The sequence below is a fragment of the Polaromonas sp. P1_E1_2 genome, from assembly GCF_056406035.1.
In genome coordinates this window covers 12,223-29,289 of the sequence record NZ_JBFUAZ010000003.1, presented here as the reverse complement: position 1 = coordinate 29,289, position 17,067 = coordinate 12,223, and the positions used below count along the sequence as shown (strand labels likewise).

Annotated in this window: 16 protein-coding genes; 11 read left to right on the top strand and 5 right to left on the bottom strand. The window is 63.2% G+C overall.

Translation table 11 applies throughout. The features are described from left to right. Nucleotide 1 precedes the first annotated feature (1 nt). From AC1D1P_RS00490 to AC1D1P_RS00480, 3 genes are read right to left on the bottom strand one after another with little or no spacing between them, the layout of a single operon-like run. Nucleotides 2–748 (bottom strand): ABC transporter ATP-binding protein, encoded by a 747-nt coding sequence (locus tag AC1D1P_RS00490; RefSeq protein WP_477670355.1) that lies wholly within the window; start codon nucleotides 746–748, stop codon nucleotides 2–4. Continuing rightward, nucleotides 745–1,488: an ABC transporter ATP-binding protein gene (locus tag AC1D1P_RS00485; RefSeq protein ID WP_477670354.1), complete on the bottom strand. Its 744-nt coding sequence runs from the start codon at nucleotides 1,486–1,488 to the stop codon at nucleotides 745–747. The genes AC1D1P_RS00490 and AC1D1P_RS00485 overlap by 4 nt, the downstream gene beginning before the upstream one ends. After that, a complete protein-coding gene (locus AC1D1P_RS00480) occupies nucleotides 1,485–2,504 on the bottom strand; it encodes a branched-chain amino acid ABC transporter permease (protein WP_477670353.1) in 1,020 nt (339 codons plus the stop codon). Before AC1D1P_RS00480 ends, AC1D1P_RS00485 begins: the two co-directional genes overlap by 4 nt. A 180-nt stretch (nucleotides 2,505–2,684) precedes the next feature. Here AC1D1P_RS00480 and AC1D1P_RS00475 point away from each other — a divergent pair, with 180 nt between their 5' ends. The 7 genes from AC1D1P_RS00475 to AC1D1P_RS00445 all read left to right on the top strand — a co-directional run bounded on the left by AC1D1P_RS00475 (nucleotide 2,685) and on the right by AC1D1P_RS00445 (nucleotide 10,569). Further along, nucleotides 2,685–3,575: a MurR/RpiR family transcriptional regulator gene (locus AC1D1P_RS00475; RefSeq protein WP_477670352.1), complete on the top strand. Its 891-nt coding sequence runs from the start codon at nucleotides 2,685–2,687 to the stop codon at nucleotides 3,573–3,575. Then, entirely contained in the window at nucleotides 3,572–5,515 is a 1,944-nt protein-coding gene (locus AC1D1P_RS00470) for a bifunctional 5-dehydro-2-deoxygluconokinase/5-dehydro-2-deoxyphosphogluconate aldolase (protein WP_477671776.1), read from the top strand. Before AC1D1P_RS00475 ends, AC1D1P_RS00470 begins: the two co-directional genes overlap by 4 nt. Before the next feature lie 60 nt (nucleotides 5,516–5,575). Further along, nucleotides 5,576–6,481, top strand: a complete 906-nt coding sequence (locus AC1D1P_RS00465) for an NAD(P)-dependent oxidoreductase (protein ID WP_477670350.1) — start codon at nucleotides 5,576–5,578, stop codon at nucleotides 6,479–6,481. A 40-nt stretch (nucleotides 6,482–6,521) separates the two neighbouring features. Then, a complete protein-coding gene (locus tag AC1D1P_RS00460; protein ID WP_457281808.1) occupies nucleotides 6,522–7,874 on the top strand; it encodes an ABC transporter substrate-binding protein in 1,353 nt (450 codons plus the stop codon). A gap of 26 nt (nucleotides 7,875–7,900) precedes the next feature. Further along, entirely contained in the window at nucleotides 7,901–8,830 is a 930-nt protein-coding gene (locus AC1D1P_RS00455) for a branched-chain amino acid ABC transporter permease (protein WP_477670349.1), read from the top strand. Between the two features lie 134 nt (nucleotides 8,831–8,964). Continuing rightward, nucleotides 8,965–9,708 (top strand): SDR family NAD(P)-dependent oxidoreductase, encoded by a 744-nt coding sequence (locus AC1D1P_RS00450; RefSeq protein WP_477670348.1) that lies wholly within the window; start codon nucleotides 8,965–8,967, stop codon nucleotides 9,706–9,708. 51 nt (nucleotides 9,709–9,759) lie between these two features. Beyond that, nucleotides 9,760–10,569, top strand: coding sequence for an SDR family NAD(P)-dependent oxidoreductase (locus AC1D1P_RS00445; protein WP_477670347.1), 810 nt, complete (start codon nucleotides 9,760–9,762; stop codon nucleotides 10,567–10,569). A 3-nt stretch (nucleotides 10,570–10,572) separates the two neighbouring features. Here AC1D1P_RS00445 and AC1D1P_RS00440 read toward each other — a convergent pair whose 3' ends face one another. Then, nucleotides 10,573–11,763 carry a pyridoxal-phosphate-dependent aminotransferase family protein gene (locus AC1D1P_RS00440; protein ID WP_477671775.1) on the bottom strand — a complete coding sequence of 397 codons (1,191 nt, stop codon included), beginning with the start codon at nucleotides 11,761–11,763 and terminating at the stop codon, nucleotides 10,573–10,575. Nucleotides 11,764–11,772: 9 nt separating this feature from the next. After that, nucleotides 11,773–12,675 (bottom strand): DMT family transporter, encoded by a 903-nt coding sequence (locus tag AC1D1P_RS00435; RefSeq protein WP_477671774.1) that lies wholly within the window; start codon nucleotides 12,673–12,675, stop codon nucleotides 11,773–11,775. An 87-nt stretch (nucleotides 12,676–12,762) separates the two neighbouring features. Between AC1D1P_RS00435 and AC1D1P_RS00430 the strand changes: the two genes are divergently transcribed. The 4 genes from AC1D1P_RS00430 to AC1D1P_RS00415 all read left to right on the top strand — a co-directional run bounded on the left by AC1D1P_RS00430 (nucleotide 12,763) and on the right by AC1D1P_RS00415 (nucleotide 17,051). Next, a complete protein-coding gene (locus AC1D1P_RS00430; RefSeq protein ID WP_477671773.1) occupies nucleotides 12,763–13,665 on the top strand; it encodes a LysR substrate-binding domain-containing protein in 903 nt (300 codons plus the stop codon). 85 nt (nucleotides 13,666–13,750) lie between these two features. Beyond that, nucleotides 13,751–14,758 carry a Bug family tripartite tricarboxylate transporter substrate binding protein gene (locus AC1D1P_RS00425; protein WP_477670343.1) on the top strand — a complete coding sequence of 336 codons (1,008 nt, stop codon included), beginning with the start codon at nucleotides 13,751–13,753 and terminating at the stop codon, nucleotides 14,756–14,758. Nucleotides 14,759–14,972: 214 nt separating this feature from the next. Further along, nucleotides 14,973–16,055 (top strand): asparaginase, encoded by a 1,083-nt coding sequence (locus tag AC1D1P_RS00420; RefSeq protein WP_457281800.1) that lies wholly within the window; start codon nucleotides 14,973–14,975, stop codon nucleotides 16,053–16,055. Between the two features lie 3 nt (nucleotides 16,056–16,058). Beyond that, on the top strand, nucleotides 16,059–17,051 hold the full coding sequence (locus AC1D1P_RS00415) for a M14 family metallopeptidase (RefSeq protein WP_477670342.1): 993 nt from the start codon (nucleotides 16,059–16,061) through the stop codon (nucleotides 17,049–17,051). The last annotated feature ends 16 nt before the right edge of the window (nucleotides 17,052–17,067 follow it).

Here is a 17,067-nt window from a genome sequence, read left to right as displayed (position 1 = left end):
CTCAGACTCCCAAAAGCTGCCGGCACAAGGCGGCGTCGTTGCGCAGATCGGCCGCAGGGCCCTCGTGGACGATCACGCCCTGGTTCATCACATAGGCGCGGTCGGCCACCTGTAGTGCGCTCTGCACGTTTTGCTCGACCACCAGCACCGCGATGCCTTCGGCCTTGAGCCGGCTGATGGTTTTCATCACGTCCTGCACCACCTTGGGCGCCAGGCCCTGGCTGGGTTCGTCGAACAGCACCAGGCCGGGCGAGCCCAGCAGCGCGCGCGAGATTGCGACCATCTGCATTTCGCCGCCCGAGAGGTTTTCGCACTCGCGGTGCATCAGGTATTCGAGCGCGCTGAAGATTTCAAAACATTCCTTCTCCTGCCAGGGGCGAAAGCGCGTGGTCTTGCGGGCGATAGCCAGGTTGCGCGCTACCGTCAGCGTCGGGAAGATGCGGCGGTCGTCCGGCACCCAGCCCATGCCGGCCTTGGCGATCTCGTGCGTGGGCATACGGGTGATGTCGCACGCGTCGAAGGCAATGCTGCCCTTGCGTGGCGGCGTGAGGCCGAGCACGGAGCGAAGCAGCGTGGTCTTGCCCGCGCCGTTGGGGCCCAGCAGTGCCACCACTTCGCCGGCGCCGACTTTCAGCGATATGTCGAACAGCACCTGCGTTTCGCCGTAGTAGGTGTCTATGCGGTTCACCGCCAGCATGTCGGCCTGCGGCGACACGGTTTTGATGACGGACTTCAGGACCGCGCTCATGCCAGCGCCCCCAGGTTGGACCGCCGCACCCATTCGTTTTCACGCAACTGGTCAGGCGTGCCATGGCTGATGACCTGGCCCCAGTGGATGACGGAGATCTGGTCGGCGAGCTTGAAGAGGAAATTCATGTCGTGTTCGATGATCACAATCGTGAGCTGGCGCTTGAGTTCTTTCACCAGCTCCATCAGGCGCGCCGTGCCTTCGGCACCCAGGCCGGCGGTGGGTTCGTCGAGGAAGAGCATGCGTGGCTCGGCTGCGAGTGCTACACCGATCTCCAGCGCGCGGCGCTCGCCGTAAGACAGGCTGCTGGCCAGCACGTGCTCCTTGCCCTTGAGGCCGACGCGCTCGAGGATGGCCGCGGCCAGTTGCTGGGCCGTGCTGTCGGCGCCCAGATCGCGCCAGGGGTTGAAGCCCTGCCTGCGCACATGCGGCGTGGCCACCAGCACGTTGTCGAGCGCGGTGTAGCTGTCGAACAAATTCATGATCTGGAAGGAACGCGACACGCCCTTGCGGGCAATCTCCCGCGGCGAGAGGCCGGTGATGTCCTCGCCGGCAAAGGTCACACGGCCGCGGTCGGGCTTGTAGCGGCCCGTCAGCACATTGAAGCAGGTGGTTTTGCCCGCGCCGTTGGGGCCCATGATGCCGTTGAGCTCACCTTCCCTGAAGCTGAGCGTGATGTCTTGCAGCACCACCTGGGCACCAAAGCGTTTGGACAGGCCGCTGGCCTCGAAGAGCTTCACAGTGCACCTCCGGCGGGGGTTGTCACGGGTTTGGCCACCACAGTGCGCCGCGGCCGTGCCTTCCAGGCTTGCCACGCGCCGGCAATGCCTTCGGGCTTGAACAGCACCATCGCCATGAAGACGAGGCCATACCAGAGCAGCCAGGTCTCGGTGTAGGCGCCCAGCAGGTCACGCGCCAGAATAAAGAAAGTGGCGCCGATGATGGGGCCCCAAAAACTTACGAGGCCGCCGCCTATCAGCACCATCATCACGACGAATCCCGAGTTGTGCAGGCTCATGACGTTGGGGTAGGCCGACTGCTGCGCCATGGCGAACAGCGCACCGGCCAGGCCCGCCACCGCGGTGGAGATCGTGAAGGCCAGCCACTTGTAAAGCCACACGTTGTAGCCCACAAAGGCGGCGCGGGTCTCGTTCTGCTTGATGGCACTGAAGATGCGACCCAATGGCGAATGGATCAGCCGCCACAGCACCAGCAGCACCAACCCGAACAGCACGAGGCAAAAGAAGAAGAGGGCGTTGTTGCCGGAGAGATTGAAAGACACAAAACCAAAATCGGCCGGCAGGCGCTTGATGTTCAGCAGCCCGTCTTCACCGCCCGTGACGGTATGCCATTTGTTGGCGATGAACCAGAACACCTGGCCGAATGCGATGGTGAGCAAGGCGTAATAAATGCCGCGCCTGTGTGAGATGAACAGCGCCACCAGCGCGCCGAGCGCCGCTGTGACCAGCACCGCGCCGGCCAGGTCGAACCACAGGTTGGGCCAGACCTTGAGTTGCAGCAGGCCGAAGGCGTAGGCGCCCGCGCCAAAGAATGCACCGTGCCCGAAGGAGGGCAGGCCGGTGAAACCCAGGAGCAGGTTGTAGCCCATCGCAAACAACACCCAGATCATGATTTCCAGGGCCAGGTATTGGTACAGCCCGACGCGGCCCACCCACAGCGGCGTGGACAGCAGCACCAGCAATGTGGCGAGCATCGGCAGAGGGATCAGCGGCGCGCGGCCGGAAGCGAGTTGCATGGGGACCTTGTCTCTTCGGTTTTTCTGGGTGAATGAGTGGAGCTAGAAAAACAAGTGCTGAAAATGGGCTGGACACAACAGAATATACGTTCTATTATTTAAATAAGCAAGAATATCTATTCTAATTTGATGCGACGCAGGCCCGGCCCGTCCATCGCATTCCCGAGGCGGCAACGACATATGGACTCTGCAACGACTTACGAAGAACTCAAGGCGCTGATTGGCCGGATTTACCCGGACATGTCCAAGCAGCTGCAGCGCATCGCGCGCTTCGCGCTCGAGCAGCCCAACGACCTGGCGCTGGGCACGGTGGCGACGGTGGCCGAGGCCACCGAGGTGCAGCCTTCGGCCATGATCCGCTTCGCCAACGCGCTGGGCTATGGCGGCTTCTCCGAAATGCAGCAGGTGTTCCGCGGCCACCTGCTGGAGCGTTCCGACAGCTACCGCGAACGCATAGACCAGATGCGGCGCAAGCAGCTCAACGGCGAGCGCGCACCGGCCGGTGTACTGCACCAGTTGGTGGGCGAATCGGTGGCCGAACTCGGCCACCTCGAGGAAAGCATCGCCCAGGCCGACCTGAAAGCGGCTGTCAAGCTCATGGCCTCGGCGCCGCGCATCCATGTGCTGGCCCAGCGCCGCGCTTTTCCGGTGGCGGGCTACCTCGCTTATGCGTTGAGCCAGCTCGAACTGCGCACCCACCTGCTCGACGGAACGGGCGGCATGCTGCGCGAAAGCCTGCGCTCCGTTGCGCCCGGCGATGTGTTGATCGCCGCCAGCTTTCGCAACTATTCGCCCGAAGTCATCGCGGCTGCAGCAGAGGCCGCCAAACTGGGAGCGCTGGTAATTGCCATTACCGACGGTCCCCTCTCGCCGCTCAAGGCGCATGCCAAGGTTTGCCTGGAGCTGGCCGACGATTCCTCCAAGCCGTTCCGCTCGCTGGTCGCACCGCTGTGTCTGGCACAGGCGCTGGTGGTCAGCACCGGTCATCAACTGGCTGAGCAGAGCGCAGCGAAAGCCAAAACCAGGAACAGCAAGACCGCAGCCAAGCCAACTCGCAAGGGGGCCGTATGAGCCGCCCGCTGGATCTGATCTGTGTCGGCCGCGCCGCGGTGGATCTGTATGGCGAGCAAATCGGGGGCCGTCTTGAAGACATGCAGAGCTTCACCAAATATTTGGGTGGCTCGCCGGCCAACACCGCGGTGGGCGTGGCGCGCCTGGGTCTGAAGCCCGCCATGCTGACCCGTGTGGGTGACGAGCACAATGGCCGTTTTGTGCGCGAAACCCTGGCGGCCGAAGGCGTGGACGTGAGCCATGTCGCCACCGATCCCAAGCGCCTGACGGCACTGGTGTTTCTGGGAATCCAGGACCGCGACACTTTTCCGCTGGTGTTCTACCGCGACAACTGCGCCGACATGGCGATCAGTCCAGACGACTTCGATGCGGCCTTCATTGCTTCGGCCAAGGCGCTCCTGATTTCGGGCACGCACCTGTCGCAGCCGCTCACCTATGAAAGCTGCAAGCGCGCCATGATGATGGCCAAAGCCGCGGGCACGCGCGTGGTGCTCGATATCGATTATCGACCCGTGCTATGGGGCCTGACCAGCCCGGGCATGGGCGAGCAGCGCTTTGTACCTTCCGGCGAGGTCAGCGCGCATCTGCAAACCGTCGTCGGTCACTGCGATCTGGTGGTCGGTACTGAAGAAGAAGTTCACATCGCCGGGGGCAGCACCGACACGCTCGCAGCCCTGCGCCGCTTGCGCGAGTTGACGCAGGCCACGCTGGTGGTCAAACGCGGGCCCATGGGCTGCGTGGTGTTCGACGGTGCGATTCCCGATTCACTGGAAAAAGGTTTGCAAGGCCCCGGCTTTCCGGTGGACGTCTACAACGTATTGGGCGCCGGCGATGCGTTCATGTCGGGGTTTCTGCGCGGCTGGATCCCGGGGGAGCCGCTCACACGCTGCTGCGCCTATGCCAACGCCTGCGGCGCGCTGGTGGTGTCGCGCCATGGCTGCGCGCCGGCCATGGCGAGCTGGGAAGAGTTGCAGTTTTTCTTGATGCATGGCTCGGCCACTCGGCGCCTGCGCGAAGACGCGCAGCTCGAACACCTGCACCGTGTCAGCACGCGCACACGCCGCTGGGAAGAACTGGTCATCCTGGCGTTCGACCACCGCATGCAGCTGGAAGAGGTAGCGGCACGCCATGGCGCGCCTAGCGAACGCATCCCCCTTTTCAAATCCCTGATCGCCGAAGGTGCGCGGCTTGGAGCCGGCCAGCGCAGTGGCGTCGGCGTGATCGTTGACGGACGCTTTGGTGAAGAGGTGCTTCCAACGGTGACCGGCAAAGGCTGGTGGGTCGCAAGGCCGGTCGAGCTGCCGGGTTCACGACCGCTGCAGTTCGAAGCCGGCGCCGGCCTGGGTGCGGTCATGCGAACCTGGCCCGGCGAGCACGTCGCCAAATGCCTGGTGTATTACCACCCGCATGACAAGCCGGCCTTGCGCGACAGCCAGCTGGCCAAATTGGCCGACCTGCAGCGAGCCAGCGTGGACAGCTTTCACGAGTTCCTCATCGAGGTGATCCCACCCAAGGACATGCCCGCGGATGGCGACACCGTACCGATGGCGCTCGAACAAATCTACCAGGCTGGCATCTTCCCCGACTGGTGGAAGCTGCCGCCAGCCGTTAGTGCGGCTGCCTGGGAAAAGATCGCGGCCGTGGTGGCGCAGCACGACCCGCATTGCCGCGGTGTGCTGGTGCTGGGCCTGGAGGCCAGCGAGGAAAAACTGGATCAGAGCTTTCGAATCGCAGCGCCGCACGCCATCTGCCGCGGCTTTGCCGTGGGGCGCTCGATCTTTGCCGATGCCGCAACTGGCTGGTTCTCAGGCGCCATGGACGACGCGGCGGTGGTCAAGGCCATTGCCGAGCGCTATGCGCGGCTGATCTCGCTGTGGGACCAGGCGAGGGCGGGCGCAGGGGCCACTGTTTCAGTAGCCGCCACTGAGGCCGTGAACTAAGCCGCCAAACGCAACAGACAGAACAGACAAGCCACAACGGGAAAGAAAACGGAGACAAACATGACAATACCCAAAATCGGATTCATCGGCATCGGCATGATGGGCCACGGCATGGCCAGGAATCTGCTGGCCAAGGGCTTCGCCCTCACCTTCAAGGTCAACCGCAACAGGGACAACCTGGCCGACCTGATTGCCGCCGGCGCGAAAGAGGCCAGGACCAACGCCGAATGCGCGCAGGCCAGCGATATCGTGTTCATCTGCGTCACGGGCTCGCCCCAGGTCGAAGAGATTGTCTACGGCAAGGACGGCTTGCTGGACGGCGGCCGCAAAGGCCTGATCGTGGTCGACACCTCCACCGCCGAGCCCGCTTCCAGCACCCGCATCCGCAACGACCTCGCGGCCAAAGGCATCAAGCTGGTCGATGCGCCGCTGGCGCGCACGCCCAAGGAAGCCGAGGAAGGCAGGCTCAACACCATGGTCGGCGCCGAGCCTGAGGACTTCAAGGCGCTGGAGCCGGTGCTCAAGGCCTTTTGCGAAAACATCTTCCACGTCGGCCCGCCCGGCCACGGCCACGTGCTCAAGCTGGTCAACAACATGATGGCCATGAGCTTTGCGGCCTCGATTGCCGAGGCCTTTGCGGTGGCGGCCAAAAGCGGACTGGACCTCAACCGCCTCTATGACGTGATCTCGGCCGGGGGCGTGAACTGCGGCATCTTTCAGATGATGGCAACGAAAACGCTCAAGGAAGGCGATGTCACCGGCTTCAAGTTCGGCATCGCCAATGCGCAAAAAGATTTGCGCTACTACACCCATCTGGCCGAGATGCTGCCCGTCACCAGCTTCATGGGTGAGGCCACGCACCAAAGCCTGATCCAGGCCAGCAACGCTGGTTACGGCGACAAGCTGATCGCCTCCCTTTTCGAAGCACAGGAAAAACTCAACGACGTCAAGATCGTTCCCCGTTAAGCCAACCCGTTTGACCCATTTACACGCAGGAGACAAAACCATGAGCGACATCAAGAACAACCACGCAACACCTGAATCCCAATCCGACAGCAAGGCCACCTCGCGCCGCGCGCTGCTCAAGCACTCAAGCCTGGCGCTGGTGGGGGCGGGCCTGTACGGCGCGGCGCCCTTCATGGGGCCGTGGAAGCACAACCACGCCTGGGCGCAGACCGGCCAGAAGAAACCGCTGACCATTGGCCTGACCATGGACGCTTCGGGCCTGTATGCAGCCTCGGGCGCCGAAGAGCGCCTGGGCGCCATGATGGCGATCAAGGAATTTAACGACAAGGGCGGTGTGCTGGGCCGGCGCATTGAGGCCATCCATATTGACACGGAAACGACACCGGCCACCGGCTCGCGCGTGGCCGAACGCATGATCACGCGCAATGAGGCCTCCTTTCTGATCGGTGCAGTGCACTCAGGCGTCTCCAATGCCATCTCGCAGGTTGCGCAGAAATACGGCACGGTATTTTTTAACACCAACTCCAGCAGCCCGACCGAGGCCGGCAAGGACTGCCACCGCACCAAGTTCGTCTGGGACGGCAACGGCACCAACTTTTCCAACGCGATCGTCAAGAACGCCATCAAGGCCAGCGGCAAGAACTGGGTGCTGCTGACCAACGACTATGTGTGGGGCCACACCACCTCCAAGGCGACACGCGCGATCGTGGAAGCCAACGGCGGGCGCATCGTTGAGGAGCTGCTGGTGCCGCAAAACACCCGCGACTTCTCGTCCTACCTGCTCAAGCTGCAACAGCTCAAGCCCAATGTGGTGGCCACGGCGGTGGGCGGTGACGACATCAAGGCGCTGCGCCAGCAAGTTGTGCAGCTCAAGATGAACCAGTCCATGGCGTGGATCAACAACCAGCAGGACTGGCCCGATGTCTACGGTCTGGGCCCCGAGGCCATCTTCGGCGTCTTCGGCACCACGTGGTACTGGCGCCTGGGCCTGCCGGGCGTCAAAGAGTTTGTGGCGGCATACCAGAAGCAGTTCCCTGGCATGGCGATTCGCGTGCCGGGCAATGTGTATCACAACGGTTATATGGCCACGCGCGAGCTGCTGCGCTGTGTGGAAGAGGCCGGCACCACCAACAACATTGCCGTGATCAAAAAGCTCGAAGGCCGCAAGATGAGCGCGGCCGACCGCCTGCAGCACTACGACGCGTGGATGGATCCCGTCACCCACCAGTGCCAGCAGACGATTTACATGGCGACCTACAACGACCAGCCCGCCGAGAAAGACGACATCTTCAAGATCCTCACACAGGCCGATCCCAAGGATGTGGCGGACAAGGATGCCGGCGGCGCCTGCAAGCTTGAGAGCTACGACGCGACCCCCAGCTACGAAGTCTGACTGGCCCTCCATCTTCAAAGACCGACATGGATTTTCTGCTCCAGCTTATTCCGCACCTCGTCAACGGCATCTCGCTGGGCCTGTTGTTCGCACTCATCGCGTTGGGCTTCATGCTCATCGTGGGGGTGATGGAAACCATCAACCTGGCGCACGGCTCGCTGTTTGCGCTGGGCATGTACTTCGCGCTTTTCCTGATCGCACCGCAGCTGGGCATGTTCCCGAACCTGCAGGCCTGGTACATGAGTTTGCCGCTGGGAACGCGTTACCTGGCGGCACTCATTCTTGCGCCCATCCTGGTGGGTATTTTCGGCTTGTTGCTGGAGCTGTGCATGCGGCGCACTTATGGCCGTGACCCGCTCTATGGCCTGCTGCTGACCTTCGGTGCGGCGCTGGTCATTGAGGAAACCATACGCCTGGTGTGGGGCTCCTCGGAAAAGCAGTTGATGCTGCCTGAAGTCATCTCTGGCGCTTTCCTGATGGGTGACCTGGTCTATTCGAAGTATCGCTTCTTCGCCAGTGGATTCGCCATCCTGATGATCATGCTGCTCTGGGTGTTTTTGCAGAAGACGCCTTACGGCGCGATCATCAAGGCCGGCGCGCACGACAGTGAAATGGTGCGCGCCCTGGGCATCAACCTTTCTCGCCTGCGCCTTTTCGTATTTGGTCTGGGCGTGGCGTTGGCCGCCATCGCCGGCGTGGTCATGGCGCCGATCTGGGGTATCCGCCCGCATGTGGGCGTAGACGCAGTGGTGCCGGCATTCCTGATCATTGTGCTGGGCGGCGTCGGTTCGCTCTGGGGTGCAGTGATCGCCGGGCTGATGGTCGGCATGGTTGTTGGGCTCACGGGTTCGTATGCGTCCGAATGGTCGTTGATGTCCATGTACCTCTTGTTCATTGCCGTCGTGACATTCCGCTCACGTGGATTGTTTGGCAAGAAGAGCGTCCTGGACGCTTGAAGTCGGCACACCCCCGTCTCGGCTCACTTTGTGTAGCCGGATCCCCCCTTGCAGGGGGCAACACTAGCGGCCCGGCAAAGCCGGTTCCGCGGTGTTCTGGTAAAGAGTTTTTTGACGACTATGAAAGTTGAGTAATGAAACCGCTTGAAAACAAAGTCGCGCTCGTCACGGGCGCGGCGGGCACCATGGGCCTGGCCGTCGTCAAGGTGTTGCTGGAGGACGGCTGCAAGGTCGCGATGGTGGATGTCAGCCATGAACGCAACCGTGCGCTCGCACATGAGTTGGGCTCGCGTGTCCTGCCGTTCTCGTTTGACATCAGCGATGCGGCCGCCGTGAGCGACGGTCATGCGCTCATCGTCAAGGCCTTCGGGCCAGTCGACATCCTGATCAACAACGCGGGCATCCTGTCCAACAACAAGATCGAGGCCACCGAAGCGGGTGAATGGCGGCGCGTGATGGGCGCCAACCTCGACGGCGCTTTTTACCTTGCGCAGCAGGTGGTGCCGGCAATGAAGGTGCGGCGCTTCGGCCGCATCATCAACACCAGCTCCCTGGCGGCCAAGACAGGTGGATTGACAGCAGGCACGGCCTATTCGGTGTCCAAGGGCGCGATGAGTTCGCTGACCTTTTCACTGGCGCGCGAACTCGCGCCCTTTGGCGTCACGGCCAATGCCGTCGCGCCCGCTTACGTCAAAACGCCCATGATCACCGAACAGCTCAATGAAGAGCAGCGCCAGAAGCTGCTCAAGGACATCCCGGTCGGCCGCTTCTGCGAGCCCGAGGAGTTCGCTCACGTGGTGCGCTTCCTGGCCTCGCCGCTGTCGGGTTTTATCACGGGCGAGATCATCGACCTGAACGGCGGGCTATTGATGGACTGAGGGAAAGCCCTTTCGTCGCTAGCCGGCTTTGCGCCCACAATTTCGCCATCCATGAGCATCACACCCCGGATTGATTTCAGTACCGCGCTTTCAGGCCTTTTTGACCTGCGCGGCAAAACCGCTTACGTGCCCGGTGGCTATGGTGGTATTGGCGAGGCCGTTGCCTGGGGCCTGGCGATGGCCGGCGCACGGGTGGCAGTTTCGGGGCGCGACGAAGCCAAGGCCGAGGCCGTTGCCTCCGCGCTGCGTGCGGCAGGGCACGAGGCCATGGGTCTGGCCATGGACGCGCATTCGGTGCCGCAGATGCAGGCTTCCGTTGATGCGGTTGCGGCGCAATGGGGAGCCCTCGACATCTTGATGAACTGCGTCGGCATGCAGCGTGAGCAGGCCTTGCTGGAGGTGACGGAAGAAGCCTTTGACGAGGTGTTGCAGGTCAACCTCAAGGCCGCCATGTTTCTTGCGCAGGCTGCGGCTAAAAAACAGATTGAAGGCGGCAGGGGCGGCGCTCAGGTGCATCTGCTGTCGGTGCGCGCGCAGCTCGGTTTGCGCGGCCGGGGTTATTCGGCCTACAGCAGCAGCAAGGGCGGCCTGGTCATGCTGATTCGCCAGCATGCGAGTGAACTGGCGCCGTACGGCATCACTGTCAACGGCATCGCACCTACGGTGGTGCAGACGGAGATGGCGCGCCACTGGCTCGAAAATCCTGAGACGCGCAAGCAGGTGTTGGAACGCATTCCGCTGGGTCGCGTGGCCGACCCGCAGGACGTGGCGGGTGCGGCCGTTTTTTTTGCGGCGCCCGCATCCCGCTTTGTGACCGGGCAGGTGCTTTACCTCGACGGCGGCATCACTGCCTCGCAGTAGGTACTAGCGTTTACCTGCCAAGGCTGCAACGGCATGCTGCACGCCGCCGCCGATGGGAATGCCCTGCACCTGCATGGCCGCTTCCAGGCCGGCCAGGCAACCCAGGATCATGGCCGGGTTCATGTCACCCAGGTGGCCGATGCGAAAGGTTCTTCCCGCCAGCGGGCCCAAACCGCCTGCAATCGCCACCTGAAACCGTTCGCGCGCAACAGTGCGCAAGGCTTCGGGATCAATGCCCGCAGTGACAGACACCGTCGTGACGGAGACCGAGCGCGCCGCAGGCTCGCGCACAAAAAGGCCCAGAGCACCGCCTTCACTCCAGGCATCGACAGCGGCGTGCACCGCACTGGCGATCAGCTGGTGGCGGGCGATGACCTCTTCGACGCCCTCATGAAAGATCAGCCCCAGTGCAGCCTCCAGGCCGAACAGCAGGCTTTGCGGCGGCGTGCCGCAGAACTTGCGGTAGCTGAGCGGGCTTTGCCGCCGCGCCCAGTCCCAGTAAAAGCGCGGCGAGGGATTGGCAGCGGCTACCTTCATCGCTGCGGCATCCGCAGCCACAAAGGCCAGACCGGGCGGCACCATCAAGCCTTTTTGCGAGGCGCCCAGCACGACGTTGGCGCCCAGCGCATCCATGGCAAAGGGCGACGCGCCCAGCGACGCGACCACATCTACCACCAGTAGCGCGGGGTGGGCCGTGGCTTCCAGCACCCGCCGGACTTTGCCCGGGTCACTGGTCATGCCGCTCGCAGTGTCGGTATGAACCACAAACACCGCCACGATGGCATGCGCAGTGTCGGCGCGCAGCGCGGCTTCTATGGCCGGCACGTCAATCGGGTAACCCTCGCGCCAGGGCGTGCGGATGACTGCTGCGCCCATGGCCTCGGCCTGTATGGCCCAGGATTCGGAGAAGTGCCCCGTCCCGGCGATCAGCACCTGCTGCCCGGGCGCCAGCAGGTTGGCGATCACGGCCTCCCAGGCGCCGTGGCCGTTGCAGGCATACAGGAAGACGTCGGCCGCGGTGGTTTGCAGCAGCGCCTTGAGCCCGGTCTCGCAGGCCTGGATCACACGATCAAGCCGCGGGTCGGCCAGGTCCATGGGCTGGCGCCGCATCGCATCCATGACCTCGTCAGGTACCCGCGTGGGGCCAGGTGAATGGAGGAAGCGATGGCCGGGGATGCGTTTATGAGGCGTCATGCTGAAAAATTATGCGCCTGCCGGCTTGCGATTGACCAGCACAATGCCCGCCGCGACCATGGCCAGCGCCACCAGCAGACCGGTGGTGATACTTTCTTTCAGCCACAGCGCGCCGAACAGCAGCGCGAACAGCGGCGTGAAAAACACGAACACCGAAATCTTGGTTGCCGGGTAGCGCCCCAGCATCCACATCCAGGCCAGGTAGCTGGCGAATGCGCCTATGACGGTCTGCAGCAGCAGGGAAGTAATGGCAAACGGGCTGAAATGCCACGACCATTGCTCGCCCAGGTAGAGCGACAGGGCCGGAAACACTGCGGCGCTAACGGCCAATTGGTAGAACAGGAGTTTTTCAGCGGAGATGCTGACCAGTTTGGTGGCACGTATCACCACCGTGGTCAGGCCCCACAGCATGCCGGCGGCCAGTGCCAGCAGATCGCCCCGCGCCGTCGACGCATGATCACCGGTGAAACCTTCACGCAGCGCGAACACCACGGAGGCGAAGGCGCACAACAGGCCCAGCCATTGCACGCCGCGCAGGCGTTCGGACTTCACCCACAGCGGTACCAGCAGGGCGACCCAGAAAGGCGAGGTGTACAGAAACACCGTGAGGCGGGAAGCGCTGGTGTATTGCAAGCCTACATAAATGCAGGCGAACTCTGCGCCGAACAGCGCGCCCGCCAGCAGGCCGGCCTTCAGCGAATCGTCGCGGCTGAAGAGCGGGACCTTGCGCCACAGGCACCAGAGCCAGAGCAACGCCGTGGCGCCAACCAGCCGCAGCGAGGCCTGGAACATCGGCGGTATTTCGCTGATCGTGGCCTTGATCAAGACCTGCTGCAGGCCCCAGAACAGGCAGCATCCCAGCAAGAGGGACATGGCGAGGAGATCGAGATTGGCTTTGCGGGCTGTCTTCATGCCTTGATGGTAGCCCGACCCCTGGCAGCTCGCTGGCCGGGGTAACAAGGAATACCATTGCATTAAATCCCTGGACAAGGTGCTGCCGTGGACCATAAATGGCTGGAAGACTTCATCGCGCTGGCACGTGAGCGCAGCTTTTCGCGTGCGGCGGAGCTTCGCCATGTGACGCAGCCGCAATTTTCGCGCCGTATCCGCGCTCTGGAGCTGTGGGTGGGCGCCGACCTGATCAATCGCGCGGTGATGCCTCTGGCCCTGACGGCCGCCGGTGAAGAGCTGCTGCCGGTGGCGCGCCGCGCGGCGGCGAGCCTTAACGATGCGCGCTCCCGCATCCGCCATGCACGGGGCGGGCTGGACTGGGTCACGTTGGCAACAGGCCGCACGCTCTCACGCAGCGCCGTGCCTGACTGGCTCGCGCGCGCCAAGCGCGGAGCCGGGGAGTTTCGCTTGCGCATTCTCACAGGCTCCATCCATGAAGGCGCCACCGCCCTGGAGCAGGGGGCTGCTGACTTCCTGCTGTCGTTCACGCATCCGCGGCTGCCGCTGTTGCTGGACGAACAGACGTTCGAAGGACTCGCGCTGGGCACCGACGAACTCGTGGCCGTCAGCGCACCGCGCGCCGATGGCCAGCCGCAGCACGCCTTGCCCGGCACGGCCCGCAAGCCGGTGCCGGTGCTGGGTTATGCGCCCACGCTCGCGCTGGGCCAGATCCTTCAGGACGGGCTCAGCCGCAGTGCGCGCGAGCTGCATCTGCATACCGTGACCGAGTCTGACTTCGCCGAGTCGCTGCATGAGCAGGCCTTGCAGGGCGTGGGCCTGGCCTGGCTGCCGCGCGGACTGGTCGAAGGTGACCTGCGCAGCGGAAGGCTGGTGGAGGCCGACGGCAAGGGCCTGACGGTCCGGTTTGAGATTCGCCTGTACCGGCCGCGCAGCCCGCGCAATGAATTGGTGCAGCGCATCTGGTCCGCCAGCACGCCGGCTGCTTCCTGAATCCAGGTCGCATGCGCCCATGCGTGATACGCATGGGCCGCGCAGGGGCGGCTCCTAGACTGGCGCCATCAACAAGGAGCGCGCCATGCCAGGAATGTTTACCCTCAATCGCCGCGGCGTGAGCCGCACACTTTGCCTTGCCGCCGCAGGGCTGTTGGGTTTGCCGGCTGCCTGGGGCCAGGCCTGGCCTGCCGGCAAGCCCATTTCGCTGGTGGTGGGCTACCCTGCCGGCGGAAGCGTGGACCTGGTGGCGCGCATCATCGCCGAACCGCTGGCCAAGCGCCTGGGCACACCCGTGGTGATCGAGAATATCGGCGGCGCCGGTGGAACCATAGGCGCCCAAAAAGTGGTCAGTGCCGCGCCCGACGGCTATACGCTGCTGCTGGGTTCGGGCAGCGAAATCTCGATTGCCAAACTGTTCAACGCTGCGGTCAAGTACAACGGTGAAACCGACTTGAGCCCGGTCGGGCTGATAGGCGTCACGCCCATGGTCTTTGTGACCAACACCAAGACCGGCGTCAAAACCATGGAGGAAGCGATTGCCAAATCCAAACGCGAACGCAACCAGCTGAGCTTTGCCTCTTCGGGCATAGGCACGCCGCTGCATGTGTCGGGAGAGCTGATCAACCTGATGGCTGGCACCACCTTCCGCCATGTGCCGTATCGCGGCGCAGGACAGCAGCTGCAGGACTTGCTGGGCGGCAATATCGAGTTCAGTGTCTCTGTGCTTTCCTCCGCGCTGCCACACATCGAGTCCGGCAAGATGATCCCCTTGGGCGTCACCACGCCGACGCGTTCGCGGGCTGCACCACAAATCCCTGCACTCGGCGAGAACCCCAAGCTCAAGGGTTACGACATGAACGTCTGGTTCGGCCTCTTCGGGCCCGCCAAGCTGCCGGCGCCCATGGTGGCGCGCCTGAACAGGGAGCTCAACGAAATCCTGCGCGAAGAAGCCGTTTGGCAAAAGCTCCAGAAAGCCGGCATCTCCAATGACGGCGGCACGCCACAGGCGCTCACGGCCTTTATCCGGGCTGAAACCCAGCGCGTGCGCAACGTGGTCAACAAGGCAGTGGCGACCGGCGCTACCTCGTAAGTCGTCAGCGGGAATTCACCCAAACCCATGCGGTGCCGTTGAAGCTGAAGACGCGGGGGCCGGGCCGGGACAACGGCGGCAGGCCCACAGAAGACCCTGGCTCGCCATGATCTGTATTTGTTAATCGCGAAGCGTGCTGGCCAGGCCCCTCCGGAGCACTGGCGGGGCTCTGCACGCCGAGCAATATTTTTAGCCCGACACGGAGGGAATTGTCATGCACTTATCTGTCATATCAATGTTGCGCGGGCTCGCCTGCGGTCTGCTATTGCCGCTTGCTGTTTCGGCTTCGGCGCTGGCCCAGGAAGTGAAGAAACCTAACGTGGTGCTCATCGCCACCGGCGGCACGATTGCCGGCGTCGGAGCATCGAGCACCAACATCGGCGCCTATCAGGCCGCTGTGGTTGCTGTCGACAAGATCATGGCCGCCGTGCCGGAAATCCAGACTATTGCCAACGTCAAGGGCGAGCAGATCTTTCAGGTCGGCTCACACAACCTCACCAACGACCGCCTGCTCCAACTGGCCCGGCGGGTGTCTGAACTCCTTCGGTCGGACGAGGTTGATGGCATCGTGATCACCCACGGCACCGATACCCTGGAAGAGACCTCGTACTTTCTCAACCTCACCGTCAAAAGCAGCAAGCCGGTCGTGATGCTCGGGTCAATGCGGCCCGGCACGGCACTCAGCGCAGATGGGCCGCTTAACCTCTACAACGCGGTGGCGGTCGCCGGGAGTAAAGAAGCGGTGGGAAAAGGGACTTTGGTGGTCATGAATGACGAGATTCACAGCGCCCGGGATGTCACTAAAACCAATGCGACCCGGGTTGACACCTTTAAATCTCCCTACGGTCCCCTCGGTCTCGTGATCGAAGGTCAGGCCAGGTTCTACCGTGCGTTGATTCGCCCGCATACGGTGCAGAGTGAGTTCGACATTGACAAGATACAGACTCTGCCGCAGGTCGACATTGCTTATGGCTATCAGAACATGAACCGTGCGGCATACGACGCGCTGGTCGCATCCGGGGCCAAGGGCATCATTCATGCGGGTGTCGGCGCGGGAAGCGTTCCTGAGTACATAGCTGGCCCGCTTAACGAGATTCGCGCCAAGGGGGTGTTTGTCGTTCGGGCAACCCGTACCGGCAGCGGTGTGGTGATTCGGAACAATTCGGTGAAGGATGACGTCAATGACTGGCTCGTTGTTGACGACCAGAATCCCCAGAAGGCCCGAATTCTTCTGGCCTTGGCCTTGACGAAAACAAGGGACACCAAAGAGTTGCAGAAAATCTTCTGGCGGTACTGACACATGAAACGATCAGGAAGCGATCAAGCGAAGTCTGGCGAAGTGATCAGGAAAGCCCATGCGGTGCAGCTTCAGCCGCCAGGGTTGTCATTCTGGGCGGCCTCCTCCACAGGGGTGGCGCATGTGCAGGAGCGCACTTCAACCGAAGCCGGCCCGGAAGTGCTGGTGTCGGCGCTGGTGCATGGCAACGAATATTCGGGCGCCTGGGCGCTGGACGCGTTTCTTCTCAGCGGGCTGCAACCGCGGCGGGGGCGCATCACGGCCGTGTTCTGCAACACCGAGGCCTTCATGCGGTTTGACACTCGCAAGCCCGACGCCTCCCGTTTTGTTGACGAGGATTTCAACCGCGTATGGTCCCCTGAGCTGCTGGACGGCCCCAGGCGCAGCGCCGAGCTGCTGCGCGCCCGCGAAATCAGGCCGTTTGTTGACCGCGCCACCCATCTGCTGGACCTGCATTCCATGCATGAACCCGGTGGCGCTTTGCTGGTGACGGGCATGCTGCCGCGCAATATTGCTTTTGCACAAAGCCTGGCTACGACGGGCCAGGTGGTCGTCGATGCCGGCCACGCCGACGGGGTCCGCATGCGGGACTACGGGCCGTTTGGCGACGAAAACGGCGACCGCATTGCCCTGCTGCTGGAGGCCGGCCAGCACTGGGAACTGGCGTCGCTGCAGGCGGCGCGCAACGTGCTCATGCGGTTTCTGGTGGGCTCCGGGGTGATTGACCGCGGCGATGTGCCGCCTGGCTGGTTGCTGCCCGATGCGCCGCCGCCGCCGCCCGTGACGGTGACACACCGCGTGGTTGCGCGGTCAATGGACTTTGCGTTTGTGCAGGACTTTTGCGGCGGCGAAACCATACGTCACGCCGGCACGCCGATTGCGCATGATGCGGGCGAACCGGTGGTGACACCCTACGACGACTGTGTGCTGGTCATGCCGTCGGTGCGGCAGTTGCGGCCCGGTGTGACGACCGTGCGGCTGGGCAGGCTGGGCTGAACACGGCTTGCGCAGG